Genomic DNA, 18153 nt, shown 5'->3' on the forward strand with positions numbered 1-18153 from the left:
GTACTTGCCGCTGAAGGTCTCTTTCATGTGCGGGCTGGTGTTCGCCAGCCTTTGAAAGGAATGACCTGTGGCCGGGCCCCAGCGCATCAATGCGCGATGGGCGTGGATCCCGGTGGTCGCCGTCCACCGCTTCGCAATCCGGAGCGGACTCCCCGTGGGCGTGGGGAAGGACGGGCGAATCCCGCCGGTGCCGGCCGCCCCCCACCGGGCGCGTAACGCTCAAGCAGCGCGTCCCGACCAGCAAGGAACGACCATGGCGTCCAGCCTGACGAAGGACTCGGTGACTCCGGGCACCCCCGGTTCCGAGAGGACCTTCTTCGGCCACCCCCGCGGACTGGCCACTCTCTTCATGACCGAGATGTGGGAGCGATTCTCCTACTACGGCATGAAGGCTCTGCTCCCGCTGTACCTGGTGGCACCGGGCGGCCTGCACCTGAGCGCGGCCACCGCGACCGCGATCTACTCGGTGTACCTGTCCCTGGTGTACCTGCTCGCCCTGCCGGGTGGCTGGTTCGCCGACCGTGTCCTCGGCCCCCGCAAGACGGTCGCCGTCGCGGGCGTCATCATCATGCTGGGCCACCTCACGCTGGCCCTGCCGTCGTCCGGCACCTTCTACGGCGGCCTCGGGCTCGTCGCGATCGGTTCCGGTCTGCTGAAGGCCAACATCTCCACGATGGTCGGTCACCTCTACGACGGCCCGGACGACGCGCGCCGTGACGGTGGCTTCACGCTCTTCTACATCGGCATCAACGTCGGCGCCTTCGCCGCTCCGCTGGTCATCGGCACCGTCGGCGAGAACGTCAACTGGCACCTGGGCTTCGCGCTCGCAGCGCTCGGCATGGCGCTGGGTCTGGCCCAGTACCTGCTCGGCGGCCGTCACCTGAACCCGCGCTCGCACGAGGTCCCCACGCCGCTGTCGGCCGAGGAGAAGGCCGCGACGCTGCGCAAGTCCGCGCTGTGGGCGGCCGTCGCGGTGGTCTTCTACTGCATCGTCGGCTTCTCGGGTCACTACACCCTGAACTGGCTGCTGGTCCCGATCACCATCGCCGGTCTGATCATCCCGGTCCTGGTCATCGCCCGGATCAAGCGGGACAAGGACCTCGACCGCGCCGAGCAGTCGAAGATGTCCGCGTACATCTGGTTCTTCGTCGCCGCGGCCGTCTTCTGGATGATCTACGACCAGGGCGGCTCGACCATGTCGATCTTCGCCGACTCCTCCGCCGAGAACACGATCTTCGGCTGGGAGTTCCCGGTCTCCTGGTACCAGTCCGTCAACCCGGTCATGATCATGGCGCTCGCGCCGGTGTTCGCCTGGGCGTGGCTGGCGCTGAACAAGCGCGGCAAGGAGCCGAGCACGGCCACCAAGTTCGCGTCGGGTCTGATCCTGATCGGTGCCTCGTTCTTCCTGTTCCTGGCTCCGCTGACGATCGCCGAGGGTGGTCACAAGGCGGCCGCGATGTGGCTGGTCGCGATCTACTTCGTGCAGACCGTCGGCGAGCTGACGCTCTCCCCGGTCGGCCTCTCCGTCACCACGAAGATGGCTCCCGCGAAGTACGCCTCCCAGATGATGGGTGTCTGGTTCCTGGCCGTCACCGCCGGTGACGCCACGACGGGTCTGCTGTCCATCGCCAACGTCGACCTCAACAAGACGGGCATCGTCGCCCTGGAGGCCACGCTCGCCGTGATCGCCGGTGTCGCGGTGTGGATGTACCGCAAGAAGGTCAAGGTCCTGATGGGCGACGTCCACTGACGTAGGTCCAGGGCTTGCCGGAGGGCCGCCGCATCCTTTGGGGGTGCGGCGGCCCTTCGGCGTTGCGCACGCTCGCCGAGGAACGCGGTCATGGCGTGCCGCGATCGAGGCCTACGACCGTACGGGCGTGTGGGCCGTCGGCATCGGCAAGCCCTGAGCCTCAGGCGCCGGGCAGCTCGTCATGTCGCACGGCCGTGACGAAGGACGCCCAGGCCGCCGCCGGGAGTATGAGGGCGGGCCCGTGGGGGTTCTTGGAGTCGCGGACGGGGACGAGGGGGGTGGGGGTGGGGAGGTTGTCGACGACTTCGAGGCACTGGCCGCCGTCCGAATTGCTGTAGCTGCTCTTGCGCCAGGAGGCAGTGGCCAGCAGGTCGTCGGAGACCTCGACGCACTCGCCGCCGTCCGAATTGCTGTAGCTGCTCTTGCGCCATGTCACGGCTGTCAGGTCGACGGATCGCATGGTGCTTCCTCCAGCATCTGCCCGATGAACTTCCGCGACTCGGCCGGGGACAGCGCCAGGTCGCGCAGCGAATCGTATGCGAGCTGCAACCGCCCAACCGAGCTTGATTCCTCGATGAGTTCACCCCGGTAAGCGGTCTCCGTGTAGGCCACGGTACGCCCGTCCGGCAACCACAGGAACATCACATCGGTGCTGTCCAGGCTGCACGGCCCAGCGCTGAACGGCAGTACCTGGACGGTGATGTTCGGACGTTCGGCGGCCTCCAGCAGGTACTCCAGTTGCTCGCGCCATGCCTCCGTGTCCCGCAGCGCCATGCGCAGCACCGCCTCGTACAGGATGGTTCGGAAGCTCGGCCCCCCGTCTCTGGTCAGCAACCCGGTGCGGCCGAGCCGCGCTTCAACCTGCTGGACCAGCTCCTCTCCCCGGATGTCCCCCACCGCGAGCACCTCGGTCGCGTACCCCCTGGTCTGGAGCATGCCAGGGACCCTCGTGACCCCGAAGTGCCACAAGCTCCCCGCTTCCGCCTCCAGCAGCATGTACCTGCGGTACTGCTCCTTGAACTGCGTCGGATCGCCCACCGCCAGCTCCCACAACGCCAACAGCAACCCCGGCGTCCCGTAATGCCGGTCCAGCGCCTGGGCCACCTCGGGGCTTCCCAGGGTGTGCCCGGTCTCCAGCTTCCCGAGCGTCGACCAGTCCCAGCCCAGTCGCTCCGCGAGCTGCCGCAGACTGACGCCGCTCCGCTCACGTAACTCCCTCACCTCCTCGGCGAATCGCCTGCGCGGCTCCTGGCTGCGGCTCGTCACCGTCCGTCTCTGCGGCATCCCCGTCCTCCCCCTCCGGCGGCTGTGGAATTTGTGGAATTTGGAGTGCCCGGTGTGGAACCAGCGTCCTTCCACGGCATTTCCGCCCTGCTCACGCGGCATGCTCGTACTGCCTGAACACGCACCGTAATTCACCCGGTGCGCTCCGCACAGGCATGTCCGCGACCACGCAACCAAGGAGTGAGCCCCATGACCACCACGACCCTCCCCCGACTCCCCCGCCGCACCCGTACCCGTACCCACGGCACCACCTCCTCCTGGACCCCGCCCGGCGGCTGGGCGCGTCCGACCCCCGCGGCGCTGCGGGCGATCGAGGCGGCGCTCGCGCAGTGGTCGGCATGACGGCGCGTACGGCGGTGGCGGCGCCCGGGCCCCCGTACGGCGGCGGCTGCGACGTGTGCGCGGCGCTGCTGACACAGCGGACGGCCGCGAAGGAGGCGGGCCGCACAGGCGAAGTCGCCGAATGCGACCGGGAATTGCGGGCGCACGGCAGACACGGAGAGGGGCGTACTCCATGACCGGGCCGACGTACGACGTGAGCCGCTCCCCCGTTCCCGTCGACGGTTGCGAGGCCTGCCGGGAGTTCGCCGCACGGCGCCACGCGGCGCGCGCGGTGTTCGACCACAGCGCGGTGAGCGACGCGAACGTGCGGATGCGGGCGCATCTGCGGCAGGAGCACGGCGGGTGAGGAGGAGACGGCGGACCCCGCTCGACGACGCGTTCTGGAGCGGGGTCCCGAGCCCGGTCAGCGTCCGGATCTCCTCGACCTGCCGCAACGCCGTTGGCGCATAGTCCCGGTATCCGTTGGTCAGCCGCCGGGGCACGACAAGCCCCGCCGCCTCGTAATAACGCAACGCCCGGACCGTCACTCCGGTCCTGCGCGCCAACTCGCCAACCCGCATGCCCCGACGCCAAACCCGCACCCCGGGGTCCAGGCCAAGCGGACCCCGAGGTGCGGACGGTACGAGGGAGCGTCAGCGCACGCGGCGGCGCGGCAGGAAGACGAAGACCGCTCCGCCGAGCAGGATCGCCGTGCCGGCCACGAAGCCGAGTGCCCGAAGCCCGCCGTGGTCGTTCGCACCGGTCTCGGCCAGGCCTCCGCCGGAAGACGACGACGAGGACGAGGACGACGACGACCCGGAGGACGACCCGGAGCCCGACGTCGTCGCGCCGGAGACGCCGCCCGACTGCTTCTGGACGTCAAGCTCCAGTGAGACAGCGGTCTTTGTCGCCTTGCAGGGAATCGTGATCGGATCGGATCCGGCACTCAGCGTCACGACGATCGTCAGATCACCTGGGCTGAGCGTGGCCTTGCCGTCCGCTCCGGGCTTGTACGTGCCCGTCATATCGCCGAGCGAGACCGGGTCGCCCGTGTTGAGGGCGTCCTTGTTGGCAGGGCCCTCGACCTTGAGGGAGCCGCTGTCATCGCCGCCGACCGTGATCACCATGGAGGGCTTCAGCGCGCCCGCGGGCAACGGGGCGGGGCTGTTCATCACGCCCTTGGCGGTCTTCACCGTGAGGACGTAACTCCCGCCGCTCTTCTTGGCGTTGATCGTCGCCGAAGAGTCGATCTTGGCGGGGCCGGGCGAGGTGCAGGCGAAGGACGTGGTCACGGTCTTGCCGGCGAAGTCGGTCTGACCGTCATCGCCGCCGGAGGTCGAACCACCGGACGTCGAACCACCGGACGTCGTGCCACCGGACGTCGTGCCACCGGACGTCGTGCCACCGCCGGTCGTGGATCCACCCGAAGTCGTGCCGCCGGTGTCGCCACCCGTCGCCGTGCCTCCGGAGGTGGTCGTCCCGCCGGAGGTCGAGCCGCCCGAGGTCGTCGAACCGCCCTCGGCGGCCGTCACCTTGATGGTGGCAGCGGCCGGCACCGCCTCCTGGGGCGTGCACTTGGTGTCCGTCGAGTAGGCGGTGATGGTGTACGCGTCCGGGGTCAACGTGACATCACCCGCCGTCGTCAGCTTGACCTTGCCCGTCATGTCGGACAGCACCATGTCGCCGCCCTTGGGAATCTCCGGGTTCTTCTGCGGCCCCTCCATCGCGATGTCCGCGGTCTGCGCACCGGACGCCTTGAGAGTTCCCGTGGGCTTGACCGAATCCTTCGGCAGGACGATGAGGTCCGGATTCTTGGACGCCGCCTGGACGAACTTCCACACGACCTGGATCTCGTCGCCCACCTTCGCCGTCGCCGGTGCGGTGATCTCCACCTTGGTGGTGCCCTCGACGGGGCCCAGGCCGGAGGCCGCGGGCGGTATGCACTCCGTCTTGTACGACACCTCGGCGGCCTGCGCCGGGACCGCGGCCACTCCCAACAGGATGCCCGCGCCGCCGAGCATCAGCGCCACCCCGGCCGCACTCGTTCTGCGGCCTCCGGGCACAACTCTCCGTCGCATGCTCACGTGTTCCCCTTCGTCGTCGGACTGGTGTCGTGCGGTGCGGAGAGCTGACCGTTCGCCGCGGTCCCCGGAACGTTGTCCGGCGCGAACCACGGCAGGGTCGGGTTCGTAGCGGTGCCGGGTGGCACGGGCGTGGCCGCGGAGGCGCTCGCTCCGGGCACACGGGACGGGCTCGCCCCGACCATGCGGAACGGGGCCGGCCTCGGCACACGGGAGGCGAGTCCGGACAGGCGCAGGCTCCGGTGGCGCCCCGCCCGCCCCGCCGACCTGTGCGGGCGCACCCGGTCCACCACGGCCATCCCGACCCGGAAGACCGCGGCCGGCACCACCACGGCGAGCAGGATCCAGAAGAGGGTCACCCCCCAGGGGCGGCCCACCCCCCAGGGCTGCTCGGCGAGGACCTTCCCGCCGTACCGCAGCGAGACCGTGTAGTCGCCGTGCGCCCCGGCCGCGAGCTCGACCGGCAGCTTGATCTGCGCCTTCTTGCCGGGTGCGATCGTGCCGCGCCAGTCCTGTTCCTCCCACTGCGGCGCGAACACGCCGTGGGAGGTGCCGATCTGGAAGACGGGGTCCTTGACGGCGGCGGTACCGACGTTGCCGACGGTGAAGACGAGCTCGCGCGAGGCCGGCGCGCCGAACCAGGTCAGCAGCCCGCTCGACCCGTCGAGACGGGTGTCGGTGAGCACCGAGAGCCGCCCCCCGCCCACCTCCTTCGGCAGTGGTTCGACCGAGTGCCCGGCAACCATGAAGATCGCGTCGGCCTCCGCCTGCTCCCCCGTGACCGTGGCGACATGCACCACGCACGGGCACGGTTTGGGCGGCTCGGTGACCGGCAGTGCCTTGCTGAAGTGGCCCTGCGCGTCGGTGGTGACGGCCCGGCCGTCGGCGTTGGCGCAGGAGTTGGTGCCGCCGATCACCCCGCGGGACGGCACGGCCTGCCCGCAGATCAGCATCATCAGCAGGGTCTTCGGCCGCCATCCGTTGCCGGTCACGGTGATCGAACCGCCCGTCCCTGCCTCGGACCTGGACAGGCTCACACCGGGTTTCCCGGCCGCGGACGCCGGGGACACCGGTCCCGCCAGCGGGGCCAGGACGAGTGCGAGCGCCGCCACCAGCGCCGACATCCGCGCCTTGCCGCTCAGGACTCCGCTCACGACACCGCTCCCGTCCACTCGACTTCCGTACGCGGCCGTTCAGTCGTCCCGCCGTCCGTCGTACGACGCCTGTGACGTCGTACGCCCCACCAGGCGCCCAGCGCCGCGAGCCCCGCCCCGGCGGTGGCCGCGAGCGCGCCCCACGGCACGAACCGCACCGACGCGGACGCCGTGGCGCGCGCCCCGCCCGCCGCCGTCACCGTCAGCCGTACGTCGACCGCGTCCAGCGCCGGGGGGTCGCGCCAGGGTTCGGTGAGCGTGACGCGGCGGCCGGGCAGGAGGTCGAGCGGCAGGGTGCGAGGGGCGCGGTCCAGGGCCCGGCCGAGGACGCCGTCGGCGCGTACCGCGAGTTTCGGGGTGAGCACGGTGTTGCCTCGGTTGACCAGCTCGTAGGAGATGCGCCCGCCGTGCACGGCGACGTGCTCGACCGTGAGCGCCGACACCGCGGGACCGCCGACCCGCAGCTGGACCCGGACCGCCGAGGACCGGCCGCCCGCGCCCGCCACGATCGCGCCGGGGTGGTCGCCGGGCGTCGCGCCCGCCGGAACACTCACGGTGAACGGCACGTCGGCCCGGGTGTGCGCGGGCACCCGCAGCGAGAGCGTGCGCACCGGGACCCGGCGGCCGTCCCGGTCTCCGGCGAAGGCGATCCACGCGCCCGTGTCCGTGGACTTCCCGGCCGCGCGCACGGTGAGGTCGCCGTTTTTGGTGTTGTCGGCGTCCGCGCCGCGCAGCCGCACGGTCACGGGCCGCGCGCCCGGGTTGAGCACGGACACGGAGTCCTGCAGCACCGTGCCGGGCGCGCCCTCCGCGTAGACGTACGGCCGCCCCTCCGGCGCGCTCGCGGACGGCGCGAGGGACCAGCCGTCGTCGGCCGCGGCCACCGGGGCGGCGGCCGACAGCAGCACGGCGACGGCACAGCGGAGGACGGGGGCGTACGGCATCGGCGGCTCCTGCTGGTCGTACGGTCGTACGGGGGCGCGGCGCCCTCAGCGGCGGGTCGTCTGATGCCTGCGGGTCAGCCACAGCGTGCCCGCCGCGCCCGCGAGCAGCACCGTGCCGCCGAGCGTGCCGAGGGCGATCGCCGAGTCGGCGGGACCGGTCTGCGGGAGCCGGCCGCCGGAGTCGGTGCCGGTCGAGCCCGTCGAACCGCCCGAGCTGCTGGATCCGCCGCTTCCCGAACCGCCGCCCGCCGCCGTGACGTCGAGGGTCAGTGACGGCCCGGGGTTGTTCGTGGGGGTGCAGGTGGTCGTCGTGCCGAGCGCCTTGATCGTGAGCACGCCCGCGGTGAAGGTGACCTTGCCGGTCTTCTTCGGCGTGTACGTACCCGACAAGTCACTGATCTTGATGGGGGTGTTGGCGGGGATCGCGGCCGCGTTGGCGGGGCCGCTCACGGCCACCGTGCCGCTGTCCGCGCCGCCCACCTTGATCACGGCGCTCGGGCTCATCGCGCCCTTGCCGAGCTCCACCGGACTGGAGGAGACGCCCTTCTGCCAGGACATGGTGAGCTTGTAGGCGCTGCCGCTCTTGACGCTCTTGATGTCGATGGGCGAGACGGCGCTCTTGTCGCCGATCGGCGTCTTGCACTGGTAGTTGACGTTCACCACGCTGGCCTCGGCGGCGGGGGCGGCCATCAGCACCGCCGAGCCGGCCAGGGCCGCGGCGATCGCGAGCGCGGCGGTTCGTTTCTGGTACGTCCGGTACGACACCTCGGGGCCTCATTCCTGACGGAACATCAGATCGGCCGTCAAGGTACGCCCGGTCCCTTGTGGAGGGAAGACAAAGTGCGCGCCGGATCCGAGGAGATCCGGCGCGCGTTCGGCAACGTGCGAAGAAGGGTTCGAACCGCGGGTAACCCAAGGTGGGAGTTGCACCCGGGATCGGGTGGGACTACGCGGGCGCTCCGAGTTCCGCCCACACCGTCTTGCCGGTGACCCCCGGGGTGCGTACGACTCCCCAGTCCAGGCACAGCCGCTGCACGATGAACATGCCGTGGCCGCCGGGGCGGCCGGCACGGTGCGGGGTGCGCGGGGCGGGCTGGCCCGCGCCACGGTCGGAGACCTCGACGCGCAGCACCTTGTTGTCACAGGCGATCCGGAGCTCGTCCGGACCCTCGGCATGCAGACAGGCGTTGGTGACGAGTTCGGAGACGACCAGCAGGACGTCCTCGGCGGCGGCCCGCTGGTCGGCGCTCGCGGCGGGCAGCCAGCCCCACGCGTGCAGCGCCTGGCGGGCGAAGTCGCGGGCGAGCGGCACGACGCCGCTCTCGCCGTCGAAGCTCAGCCTGCGGGCCTGACGCCCCCCTGACGGGACGGCCAGGCCGCCGCCCCCAGGTGCCCCGGAAGCGCCGCCGTCGCCCGACTCCGGGCCGCGGTCGCCCGGCGAGTAAGGCCGGGTGGTGCTCATCAGCGCTTCACCTCACCGATTCACCAGTTTCACGATTCAAGACTCAGCACTCAGCATGTGGTACGCGCCGCGGGTGCTTCCGCACTCAGGGCCTTCCGGACGAATATCTACGACGATCACCTACGACGTTCCCACCGATTGTTGCCGACATAGTCAGGATGTCTCCTGCCCGACCGATCCGTCGGAACACCCCCTTTGTTCGACGGGGATGGTGTGACGCGGGCGACGCCGCGATCGCAGGGGGACTCCTGAGCATGCCGAGGCGGGGCCCCGACCGCCCCGCCTAGTCGGCCAGGGCCGCATCGAGCGTCTCGTGGACGGTGAAGACGGCCTCCGCCCCGGTGATCTCGAAGACCCGGGCCACCACCGGCAGCATCCCCGCCAGGTGGACTCCGCCACCCGCGGCCTCGGCCTTCAGCCGGGCGCCGAGCAGCACGTTCAGCCCGGTGGAGTCGCAGAACTCCAGTCGCGAGCAGTCCACGACCAGTCGCGAGTGCCCCTTGTCAAGGCAGTCATCGAGTGGCTCACGCAACAATTCAGCCGTGTGGTGATCCAACTCACCCGCGGGGGTCACGACGGCGCTTGAGCCCTCTTCCCGCACCTCGACTAGAAGCCGGCCCGACTGTGCGCTGCCGACCGTCTGGCGGTCCATGCCGTCTCTCTCCCGAGCGTCGCGACTGCTGATGTACGCACTCGAACACTACGCCTTCCACACGATCCCCGACACCCGAACAACCCCCCGAAAATGGACATTTCATCACGTAACGCACTTGCGGGCGGCGCGCGAAAGCGGGTAGGGCTAGTAGCGACACCTATTCGACACGGCCGGCTTCGGAGGCGCCGCACACCGCAGTGCACGCATTGGCATCGGCGGCCATATGCCGAGAACGATGGAGGACACCATGTCACCCCGGCTCGACGGATCGCAGACCCAGACGGCGACGTCGACACCTTCTCCGGAACGCCAGGAGCGTCTCGACGAAACCGGAACCAGCGGACTCGACGGACTCGACGGACTTCCCGAGATCCCCCCGTACGACGAGGTGGGACCGGTGGACGCACGGGCCCTGTCCAAGACCCTCTTCGAGCGGCTGGAGTCCCTCGAAGAAGGCACCCACGACTACTCGTACGTGCGCAACACGCTGGTCGAGCTCAACCTCGCGCTGGTCAAGTTCGCCGCCTCCCGCTTCCGCTCCCGCAGCGAGCCGATGGAGGACATCATCCAGGTCGGCACGATCGGCCTGATCAAGGCGATCGACCGCTTCGAACTGAGCCGCGGCGTCGAGTTCCCCACCTTCGCGATGCCGACCATCATCGGCGAGATCAAGCGCTTCTTCCGCGACACCTCCTGGTCCGTGCGCGTACCGCGCCGACTGCAGGAACTGCGTCTCGGCCTGGCCAAGGCGGGCGACGAACTCGCCCAGCAGCTCGACCGGGCACCCACGGTGGGCGAGTTGGCGCAGCGCCTGGGCATCACCAACGACGAGGTCCTCGAGGGCATGGCCGCCTCGAACGCCTACACGGCCAGTTCGCTGGACGCCCAGCCCGAGGAGGACGACTCCGAAGGCGCGCTCGCGGACCGCATCGGCTACGAGGACCACGGACTCGAGGGCATCGAGTACGTGGAGTCCCTCAAGCCCCTGATCGCCGAACTCCCCTCGCGCGACCGGCAGATCCTCTCGCTGCGCTTCGTCGCCAACATGACGCAGTCCGAGATCGGTGACGAGCTCGGGATCTCGCAGATGCATGTGTCGCGACTGCTGTCGCGGACGCTGGTGCGACTGCGGAAGGCACTGACGGTCGAGGAGTGACGGTCGGGGAGTGACCGCTCCCTGCCCCCTCCGGCACCTCTCTCTTTCAGCTGAGAGCGGTCCGGCGCCGACGGCGCCGGACCGCTTTTTTTCTTGCGCCTTCCTTCCTCCCTCTTTCCTCAAAGGGCCACCCCCGTCACTATGAGCACTCCAAACTGGCTGGTACGTCAGGACGGGAGCGAGTGACCGCACGGGGTACGAGGAGGCCGACACATGGCTCAGGACGACGCGGGCGCGTCCGACACGCGGCTCACCGAACTGCTGAGCGCCGACACCGACAGCGCGTATCCGGCCCTCCAGGAACTCCGCGAGCGGCACCGCCCGTCCGTCCTCGCCTACGCCCGCCTGTGCACCCGCAGCGAGTCGGCGGCGCGGCAGCTCGCGGCGCAGGCGTTCACCCTGGCGGCCCAGGAGACGGCGCGCGGCTCGAACCCGAGCGTCCCCTGGCGCCACCGGCTCCTGCTGCTGGCGGGGCAGGTGGCCGCCTCGTGGGCGAGGGACGAACGGGCCGCCGGCCTCGACCCCGGTCTGCTCCTCGTGCTGAGCGCGGCCGGCCCCGGCGGGCCCGTGCCGCCCATGCTCGCCCCGTTCCAGTCCCTCCCGTCCCGTACCCAGGGCCTGCTCTGGTACGGGGTCGTGGAAGAGGAGCCCGCCGACCGGGCGGCCGTCCTGCTCGGCCTCACCCGTGAGGACGTGACGTACGGCGGGCAGCCCGCGCTGCAGGCCCTGGGCCAGGCCTGTCTGAAGTCCCGGCTCGCCGCCTCCGACGACCCGCGCTGCGGGGACTTCCGGCGGCTGATCGAGGAGTCGCTGCGGCCGGACAACCCCCGTTCCAGCCCCGACCTGCACGCCCACATGGCGCACTGCGCGCACTGCACGACGGCGTACGAGGAGCTGTCCGCCCTGCGCGACCATCCGCGCACCGCCCTGGCCGAGGGACTGCTGCCGTGGGCGGGCACGGCGTACGTCATGAGCGAGGCGGCCGAGCCCCGGCCCGGCGTCCCCGCCTCGTCGGGGCCCTGGCCGCCGTCCCGCCGCTTCGTCCTGACCTCGGCGGCGGCCCTCGGCGTCGCCCTGGTGCCGCTGCTGTTCGTCGTGCTGTCGTCGGGCGGCTCGCCGTCCCAGAACACGGCGGGCTCGGTCACCACCCCGTCGAGCCTGCCGCAGGTGACGGTGACGGCGACCGTCTCGGCGACCCCCTCGCCCCCGGCCCCGCTGCCCTCCGCGACCAGCAAGTCCCCTTCCCCGACGCGGAGCCCCTCCCCGTCGAGATCGGCCAGTCCGACGCCGTCCCCCACGCCCGCCCCGGCCTACCCGCCGGGCAGCGACTACGCCCAGGTCGTGAACGTCGCCTCGGGCCTGTGCCTGGACATCCGCGACGGCGACCTGACGCAGGGCACGGACGTCGTCACGGCCCCCTGCACCTCGGCCCGCACCCAGCGGTGGCGGGTCGACTCCGGGCGCGGCGTCCTGCAGTCGTACGCCGACTCCGACCTCTGTCTGGACAGCCGCGGCTCCGTCGACAACGGCGTCGGGATCTGGGACTGCGGCTCGATCGACGGCAGCCACGGCCAGAACCTGAGGTTCACCGTGGACGACGACGGCGTGATCCGCCCGTCCATCGCCGTCGAGACCGCGGTCACGCCTAGCGGCGGGGACGGCCTGTCCCTGCTGCCGCTCGGTGGGGGTACGAGTCAGCGGTGGCGGGCGGGGGCCTCGTGACCCCCGGCGTCATGACCCCCGGCCTCGTAACCCCGGCCTCGTAACCCCGGCCTCGTAACCCCTGCGTCAGAGCTCGCGTACGCCGCGCCGCCAGACGCCGGTGACCAGCGGTACGCCCGGCCGGTAGGCGAGGTGAACGTGGCTGGGCGCGTCCAGGAGGGCGAGGTCGGCGCGGGCGCCGACGGTGAGGCGGCCGATGTCCGTGCGGCGCAGGGCCGCCGCGCCACCCGCCGTGGCCGACCAGACCGCCTCGTCCGGGGTCATCCCCATGTCCCGTACCGCCAGCGCGATGCAGAACGGTACGGAGGAGGTGAAGGACGAGCCCGGGTTGCAGTCGGTGGAGAGGGCGACGGTCACGCCCGCGTCCAGGAGGCGACGGGCGTCCGGCCACTCGGCGCGGGTGGAGAACTCGGCGCCGGGGAGCAGGGTCGCGACCGTCCGGCCGTTCGCCAGGGCCTCGACGTCCGCGTCCGTGAGGTGGGTGCAGTGGTCGGCGCTCGCCGCGTCGAGTTCGACGGCGAGCTGGACGCCGGGGCCGTACGAGAGCTGGTTGGCGTGGACGCGCGGATGCAGGCCCTTGGCCTTGCCGGCCGTGAGGATCGCACGGGCCTGGTCGCCGTCGAAGGCGCCCTTCTCGCAGAACACGTCGACCCAACGGGCGTACGGGGCGCAGGCGTCGAGCATCTCGCCGGTCACCAGGGCCACGTACGCGGCCGGGTCGTCGGCGTAGTCCGGGGAGACGATGTGCGCGCCGAGGTAGGTGACCTCGTCGGTGTGCGCCGCCGCGATGCGCAACGCGCGGGCCTCGTCCTCGACGGTGAGGCCGTAGCCCGACTTGGTCTCGAAGGTGGTGGTGCCCTGGCGCAGGGCCTCGTGGAGGTAGTGCGTGAGGTTGCGCTCCAGGTCCTCGTCACTGGCGGCGCGGGTGGCGGCGACGGTGGTGCGGATGCCGCCCGCCGTGTAGCTGCGGCCCGACATGCGGGCGTTGAACTCCTGGGTGCGGTCGCCCGCGAAGACCAGGTGCGAGTGGGAGTCCACGAAGCCCGGGATCACCGCCCGGCCACCGGCGTCGACCCGGTTGTCAGTGGCGGGTGCTTTTCTTGAGTCACCGGTCCACGCGATGCGGTCGCCTTCGATGACGACGGCCGCGTCCTGGATCAGACCGAGGGGAGAGCCGTCACCGAGGGAGGGATCGTTGGTGACCAGACTGGCGATGTTGGTGATGACGGTGGTCGTGCCGGTGGTCGTGCCGGTGATGCTGCTCATGGCGTCCTCGTGGGGGCGGAGTTCGGCGGTCGTCTCTAGGCGCGCAGGGCTTCGACTGCCTGCGCGAGGGCCTGCGGCACATCGGGAACAAGGGCGTGCGCTCCGTCTCGTACGACATGCCGGCCGCCCACGACCGTGTGCCGTACGTCGGCCGCCGTCGCCGCGAATACGGCCGTCTCGGCGCCCAGGCGCGGCACCGGCCCCGCTGTTCTGACCGAGTCGAGGGCGATCGTCGTGAAGTCGGCGAGCGCGCCCGCTTCGAGGATGCCCGCGTCCTGCCAGCCGAGGGCCGCGTGGCCGTCGGCGGAGGCGGCGCGCAGCAGGGCGGCCGCCGTCCAGTGACCGCGGGTGCGGGTGCGCAGGCGCTCGTTCAGCTCCATCGCGCGGGCCTCTTCGAGCAGGTCGATGACGGCGTGGCTGTCGGAGCCGAGGGAGAGGGGCGAGCCGGCTCGCTGGAGGGCGACGGCGGGGCCGATGCCGTCCGCCAGGTCCCGTTCCGTCGTCGGGCACATGCACGTGCCCGTCCGGGAGTCGCCCAGCAGCGCGATGTCCTCGTCCGTGAGGTGCGTGTTGTGGACGCCGGTCGTGCGGGGGCCGAGCACGCCGTGGTCGGCGAGCAGCCGCGTCGGGGTGCATCCGTGCGCGGCCTGGCAGGCGTCGTTCTCCGCCGTCTGCTCCGACAGATGCACGTGCAGCGGGGCCCGCCGCTCCCCGGCCCAGCGCGCGACCGTCGCCAGCTGTCCGGCGGGCACGGCCCGTACGGAGTGGATGGCCGCACCGATCCGTGCGTGATCACGATCCTTGAGAAGTGAAGAGCGTTCCGCCCAGGCCTCGGCGCTGCCGTCGGAGAAGCGGAGCTGGTGGTGGTTGGGCTGCTGCCCGAAGCCGGAGGACACGTAGGCCGTGTCGAGGAGGGTGATCCGGATTCCGGCCTCGCCCGCGGCCGCGATGAGCGCCTCGCCCATCGCGTTCGGGTCGGCGTACGGGGTGCCGCCGGGGGTGTGGTGCACGTAGTGGAACTCGCCGACGGCCGTGACGCCCGCGAGCGCCATCTCCGCGTACACGGCGCGGGCGAGCGCGTGGTACGTGTCCGGGGTCAGCCTGTCCGCGAAGGAGTACATGATCTCGCGCCAGGTCCAGAAGGTGCCGGAGCCGACCTGGACGGTGCCGCGCAGAGCGCGGTGGAAGGCGTGCGAGTGGGCGTTGGCGAGACCGGGGAGGGTGAGTCCGCGCAGGATCTCGGCGCCGGGGGGCGGGGTGGCGGTGTTCTCGCGGACGGCGGTGATCCGGCCGTCCGTCACGTCCAGGGCCACGCCCGGCTCGACGTGGGTGTCGAGCCAGGCATGTTCAAGCCAGTACGTCTGCGTCACCTGCAGGCCAGCCCTTCGAGTACGTCGGCGAGTGCGGTCACCCCGGCCACGCAGTCGTCCTCGGCGGCGTACTCGGCCGGGGAGTGCGAGACACCCGTGGGGTTGCGTACGAACAGCATGGCGGTCGGGACGGTCCCGGAGAGGATTCCGGCGTCGTGTCCGGCGCCCGTGCCCAGGACGGGGACCGTGAGTCCCGCGGCCCCTTCCCCGTCCTTGCCCAGGATGCGGGCGAGCTCGTCGCGCAGGGCGTGCTCGAACTCGACGACGGGGGTGAACGACTCGCGGACGACGTCGAGTTCGACGCCCTGGGCCTCCGCGTACTCGCGGGCGGCCTTCTCGACGCCGGTGACGACCGTGTCGAGGGTCGCCTGGTCGGCGGCGCGGGAGTCGAGCCAGCCGCGCACGAGGGAGGGGATGGCGTTCACGCCGTTCGGCTCGACGGAGATCTTGCCGAAGGTGGCGACGGCACCGGCGAGCTGGGCTTCGCGGCGGGCGGCGAGCACGGTCTCGGCGTACGACAGCATCGGGTCGCGGCGGTCGACGAGCCGGGTGGTGCCCGCGTGGTTGGCCTCGCCCCGGAAGTCGAAGCGCCAGCGGCCGTGCGGCCAGATGGCGCTGGCGATGCCGACCTGGTCGCCGCTGAGGTCGAGGGCGCGGCCCTGCTCGACGTGCAGTTCGACGAAGGCGCCGATGCGGGCGAGGCGCTCGGGGTCGGGACCGATGGTGTCGGGGTCGTGTCCGGCGCGCTCCATGGCCTGCGGGAGCGTGATGCCGTCGCCGTCGGTCAGCCGGTGCGCCTGCTCGACGGTGAGCTGTCCGGCGGCCAGTCGGGAGCCGACGCAGGCGAGTCCGAAGCGGGCACCCTCCTCGTCGCCGAAGTTGACGATGGCGAGGGGACGGGTGAACTCGGCCTTACGGGCGCGCAGTTCGTCCAGGGCGGCGAAGGACGACACGACACCGAGGGGCCCGTCGAAGGCCCCGCCGTCGGGCACGGAGTCCAGGTGGGACCCGGTGACCACGGCGTCGCCCTCGGCGGGGTCGCCGAGCCAGGCCCACTGGTTGCCGTTGCGGTCCAGCTCGTAGCGCAGCCCACGGGACTCGGCCTGGGCCCGGAACCAGGCCCGGCAGTCGGCGTCGGCCCCGGTCCAGGCGAAGCGGCGGTAGCCGCCGGAGGCGGAGCTGCGGCCGACCGGCAGCAGCTCCGCCCACATGCTGTGGAAGGTCACGCGGCGCCGCCCTCGTCGCCTTCGCGCATCGGGATGCGCACGCCGCGCTCCTGGGCGACGGACTCGGCGATGTCGTACCCGGCGTCGACGTGCCGGATGACGCCCATGCCGGGGTCGTTGGTGAGCACGCGGCGGATCTTCTCGCCGGCCAGCTTGGTGCCGTCGGCGACGGACACCTGCCCGGCGTGGATGGAGCGGCCCATGCCGACGCCGCCGCCGTGGTGGATGGAGACCCAGGAGGCGCCGGAGGCGACGTTCACCATGGCGTTCAGCAGTGGCCAGTCGGCGATCGCGTCGGAGCCGTCGAGCATGGCCTCGGTCTCGCGGTACGGGGAGGCGACGGAGCCGCAGTCGAGGTGGTCGCGGCCGATGGCCAGGGGCGCGGCGAGCTCGCCGGACGCCACCATGTCGTTGAAGCGCTCGCCGGCCTTGTCGCGCTCGCCGTAGCCGAGCCAGCAGATCCGGGCGGGCAGGCCCTGGAAGTGGACGCGCTCACCGGCCAGCTTGATCCAGCGGTGCAGGGACTCGTTCTCGGGGAAGAGGTCGAGGATCGCCTTGTCGGTCTTGGCGATGTCGGAGGCCTCGCCGGAGAGGGCCGCCCAGCGGAAGGGGCCCTTGCCCTCGGAGAAGAGGGGGCGGATGTAGGCGGGGACGAAGCCGGGGAAGGCGAACGCCCGCTCGTATCCGGCGAGCTGGGCCTCGCCGCGGATCGAGTTGCCGTAGTCGAAGACCTCGGCGCCGGCGTCCATGAAGCCGACCATCGCCTCGACGTGCTTGGCCATGGACTCACGGGCGCGGGTGGTGAAGCCCGCCGGGTCCTTGGCGGCCGCGTCGGCCATGTCGTCGAAGTCGATGCCGATGGGGAGGTAGGCCAGCGGGTCGTGGGCCGAGGTCTGGTCGGTCACGATGTCGATCGGGGCGCTCTCGGCGAGCATGCGGGGCAGCAGCTCGGCGGCGTTGCCCAGGAGGCCGATGGAGAGCGGCTTGCGCTGGTCGCGGGCCTCGACGGCGAGCTGGAGGGCGTGCTCCAGGGAGTCGGCCTTCACGTCCAGGTAGCGGTGCTCGATGCGGCGCTCGATGGCCCGCGGGTCGACGTCGATACAGATCGCGACGCCGTCGTTCATCGTCACGGCGAGCGGCTGGGCGCCGCCCATGCCGCCGAGGCCCGCGGTCAGGGTGATGGTGCCCGCGAGTGTGCCGTTGAACTTCTTGGCGGCGACGGCGGCGAAGGTCTCGTAGGTGCCCTGGAGGATGCCCTGGGTGCCGATGTAGATCCAGGAGCCGGCGGTCATCTGGCCGTACATCGTGAGGCCGAGGGCCTCCAGACGGCGGAACTCCTCCCAGTTCGCCCAGTCGCCGACCAGGTTGGAGTTGGCGATGAGGACGCGCGGGGCCCACTCGTGGGTCTGCATGACGCCGACGGGGCGGCCGGACTGGACGAGCATCGTCTCGTCCTGCTTGAGGGTCCGCAGCGTGCGGACCATGGCGTCGAAGGAGCGCCAGTCGCGGGCGGCCTTGCCGGTGCCGCCGTAGACGACGAGCTTGTCGGGGTGCTCGGCGACCTCGGGGTCGAGGTTGTTCTGCAGCATCCGCAGGGCGGCTTCCTGCTGCCATCCCAGGGCACTCAGTTCCGTACCGCGCGGCGCTCGGACGGGGCGGGGTCCTGACATGGTCTGCCTCCCAGCGGACTGTTGCAGTAGATATTCACATCCTGACTTCTTGAATAGAGCTAGTCAATAGATGAGTGGGCCAGCGGGGGCGT

Annotated in this window: 17 protein-coding genes and 1 pseudogene; 5 read left to right on the forward strand and 13 right to left on the reverse strand. The window is 71.3% G+C overall.

Going from position 1 to position 18153, the window contains the following annotated elements:
• The first annotated feature begins 253 nt into the window (after positions 1 to 253).
• The gene (locus tag ACFZDJ_RS40080) at positions 254 to 1750 is read left to right on the forward strand and encodes an oligopeptide:H+ symporter (protein ID WP_391066549.1); all 1497 of its coding nucleotides are present in this window, start codon (positions 254 to 256) and stop codon (positions 1748 to 1750) included.
• Between the two features lie 160 nt (positions 1751 to 1910).
• Here the strand turns inward: ACFZDJ_RS40080 and ACFZDJ_RS40085 are convergent, their stop codons facing one another.
• Entirely contained in the window at positions 1911 to 2210 is a 300-nt protein-coding gene (locus ACFZDJ_RS40085; RefSeq protein ID WP_391066552.1) for a DUF397 domain-containing protein, read from the reverse strand.
• Entirely contained in the window at positions 2192 to 3034 is an 843-nt protein-coding gene (locus ACFZDJ_RS40090; protein WP_390930066.1) for a Scr1 family TA system antitoxin-like transcriptional regulator, read from the reverse strand. Before ACFZDJ_RS40090 ends, ACFZDJ_RS40085 begins: the two co-directional genes overlap by 19 nt.
• A 189-nt stretch (positions 3035 to 3223) precedes the next feature.
• Here ACFZDJ_RS40090 and ACFZDJ_RS40095 point away from each other — a divergent pair, with 189 nt between their 5' ends.
• Both ACFZDJ_RS40095 and ACFZDJ_RS40100 read left to right on the forward strand, forming a co-directional pair.
• A complete protein-coding gene (locus ACFZDJ_RS40095) occupies positions 3224 to 3376 on the forward strand; it encodes a hypothetical protein (protein WP_391066876.1) in 153 nt (50 codons plus the stop codon).
• A gap of 172 nt (positions 3377 to 3548) precedes the next feature.
• Positions 3549 to 3722 (forward strand): hypothetical protein, encoded by a 174-nt coding sequence (locus tag ACFZDJ_RS40100; protein WP_159055457.1) that lies wholly within the window; start codon positions 3549 to 3551, stop codon positions 3720 to 3722.
• A gap of 40 nt (positions 3723 to 3762) precedes the next feature.
• Here the strand turns inward: ACFZDJ_RS40100 and ACFZDJ_RS40105 are convergent.
• The 7 genes and pseudogenes from ACFZDJ_RS40105 to ACFZDJ_RS40135 form a co-directional block, all read right to left on the reverse strand.
• Positions 3763 to 3936, reverse strand: a pseudogene (locus ACFZDJ_RS40105) (MerR family transcriptional regulator); the annotation flags it as partial.
• 72 nt (positions 3937 to 4008) lie between these two features.
• A complete protein-coding gene (locus tag ACFZDJ_RS40110; RefSeq protein WP_391066555.1) occupies positions 4009 to 5433 on the reverse strand; it encodes a hypothetical protein in 1425 nt (474 codons plus the stop codon).
• Positions 5434 to 5435: 2 nt separating this feature from the next.
• The gene (locus ACFZDJ_RS40115; RefSeq protein ID WP_391066858.1) at positions 5436 to 6578 is read right to left on the reverse strand and encodes a hypothetical protein; all 1143 of its coding nucleotides are present in this window, start codon (positions 6576 to 6578) and stop codon (positions 5436 to 5438) included.
• 8 nt (positions 6579 to 6586) lie between these two features.
• Positions 6587 to 7534 (reverse strand): hypothetical protein, encoded by a 948-nt coding sequence (locus ACFZDJ_RS40120; protein ID WP_391066558.1) that lies wholly within the window; start codon positions 7532 to 7534, stop codon positions 6587 to 6589.
• 45 nt (positions 7535 to 7579) lie between these two features.
• Positions 7580 to 8299, reverse strand: coding sequence for an LPXTG cell wall anchor domain-containing protein (locus ACFZDJ_RS40125; protein WP_391066561.1), 720 nt, complete (start codon positions 8297 to 8299; stop codon positions 7580 to 7582).
• Positions 8300 to 8480: 181 nt separating this feature from the next.
• The gene (locus ACFZDJ_RS40130; protein ID WP_075027342.1) at positions 8481 to 8996 is read right to left on the reverse strand and encodes an ATP-binding protein; all 516 of its coding nucleotides are present in this window, start codon (positions 8994 to 8996) and stop codon (positions 8481 to 8483) included.
• A 283-nt stretch (positions 8997 to 9279) separates the two neighbouring features.
• Entirely contained in the window at positions 9280 to 9648 is a 369-nt protein-coding gene (locus tag ACFZDJ_RS40135; protein WP_168509036.1) for an STAS domain-containing protein, read from the reverse strand.
• A gap of 250 nt (positions 9649 to 9898) precedes the next feature.
• Between ACFZDJ_RS40135 and ACFZDJ_RS40140 the strand changes: the two genes are divergently transcribed.
• Positions 9899 to 10807 carry a SigB/SigF/SigG family RNA polymerase sigma factor gene (locus tag ACFZDJ_RS40140; protein ID WP_390930893.1) on the forward strand — a complete coding sequence of 303 codons (909 nt, stop codon included), beginning with the start codon at positions 9899 to 9901 and terminating at the stop codon, positions 10805 to 10807.
• A gap of 213 nt (positions 10808 to 11020) precedes the next feature.
• Positions 11021 to 12529 carry a ricin-type beta-trefoil lectin domain protein gene (locus tag ACFZDJ_RS40145; RefSeq protein ID WP_391066565.1) on the forward strand — a complete coding sequence of 503 codons (1509 nt, stop codon included), beginning with the start codon at positions 11021 to 11023 and terminating at the stop codon, positions 12527 to 12529.
• Between the two features lie 66 nt (positions 12530 to 12595).
• Here the strand turns inward: ACFZDJ_RS40145 and hutI are convergent, their stop codons facing one another.
• From hutI to hutU, 4 genes are read right to left on the reverse strand one after another with little or no spacing between them, the layout of a single operon-like run.
• Entirely contained in the window at positions 12596 to 13795 is a 1200-nt protein-coding gene (gene hutI / locus ACFZDJ_RS40150) for an imidazolonepropionase (protein WP_390930077.1), read from the reverse strand.
• Between the two features lie 35 nt (positions 13796 to 13830).
• Entirely contained in the window at positions 13831 to 15171 is a 1341-nt protein-coding gene (locus ACFZDJ_RS40155; RefSeq protein ID WP_390930895.1) for a formimidoylglutamate deiminase, read from the reverse strand.
• A complete protein-coding gene (locus ACFZDJ_RS40160) occupies positions 15162 to 16391 on the reverse strand; it encodes an allantoate amidohydrolase (RefSeq protein WP_390930079.1) in 1230 nt (409 codons plus the stop codon). The genes ACFZDJ_RS40155 and ACFZDJ_RS40160 overlap by 10 nt, the downstream gene beginning before the upstream one ends.
• Positions 16388 to 18061, reverse strand: coding sequence for a urocanate hydratase (hutU, locus tag ACFZDJ_RS40165; RefSeq protein WP_060901824.1), 1674 nt, complete (start codon positions 18059 to 18061; stop codon positions 16388 to 16390). The genes ACFZDJ_RS40160 and hutU overlap by 4 nt, the downstream gene beginning before the upstream one ends.
• Positions 18062 to 18153: the final 92 nt, after the last annotated feature.

It is taken from the genome of Streptomyces sp. NPDC007896 (assembly GCF_042959425.1).
GTDB lineage: Bacteria > Actinomycetota > Actinomycetes > Streptomycetales > Streptomycetaceae > Streptomyces.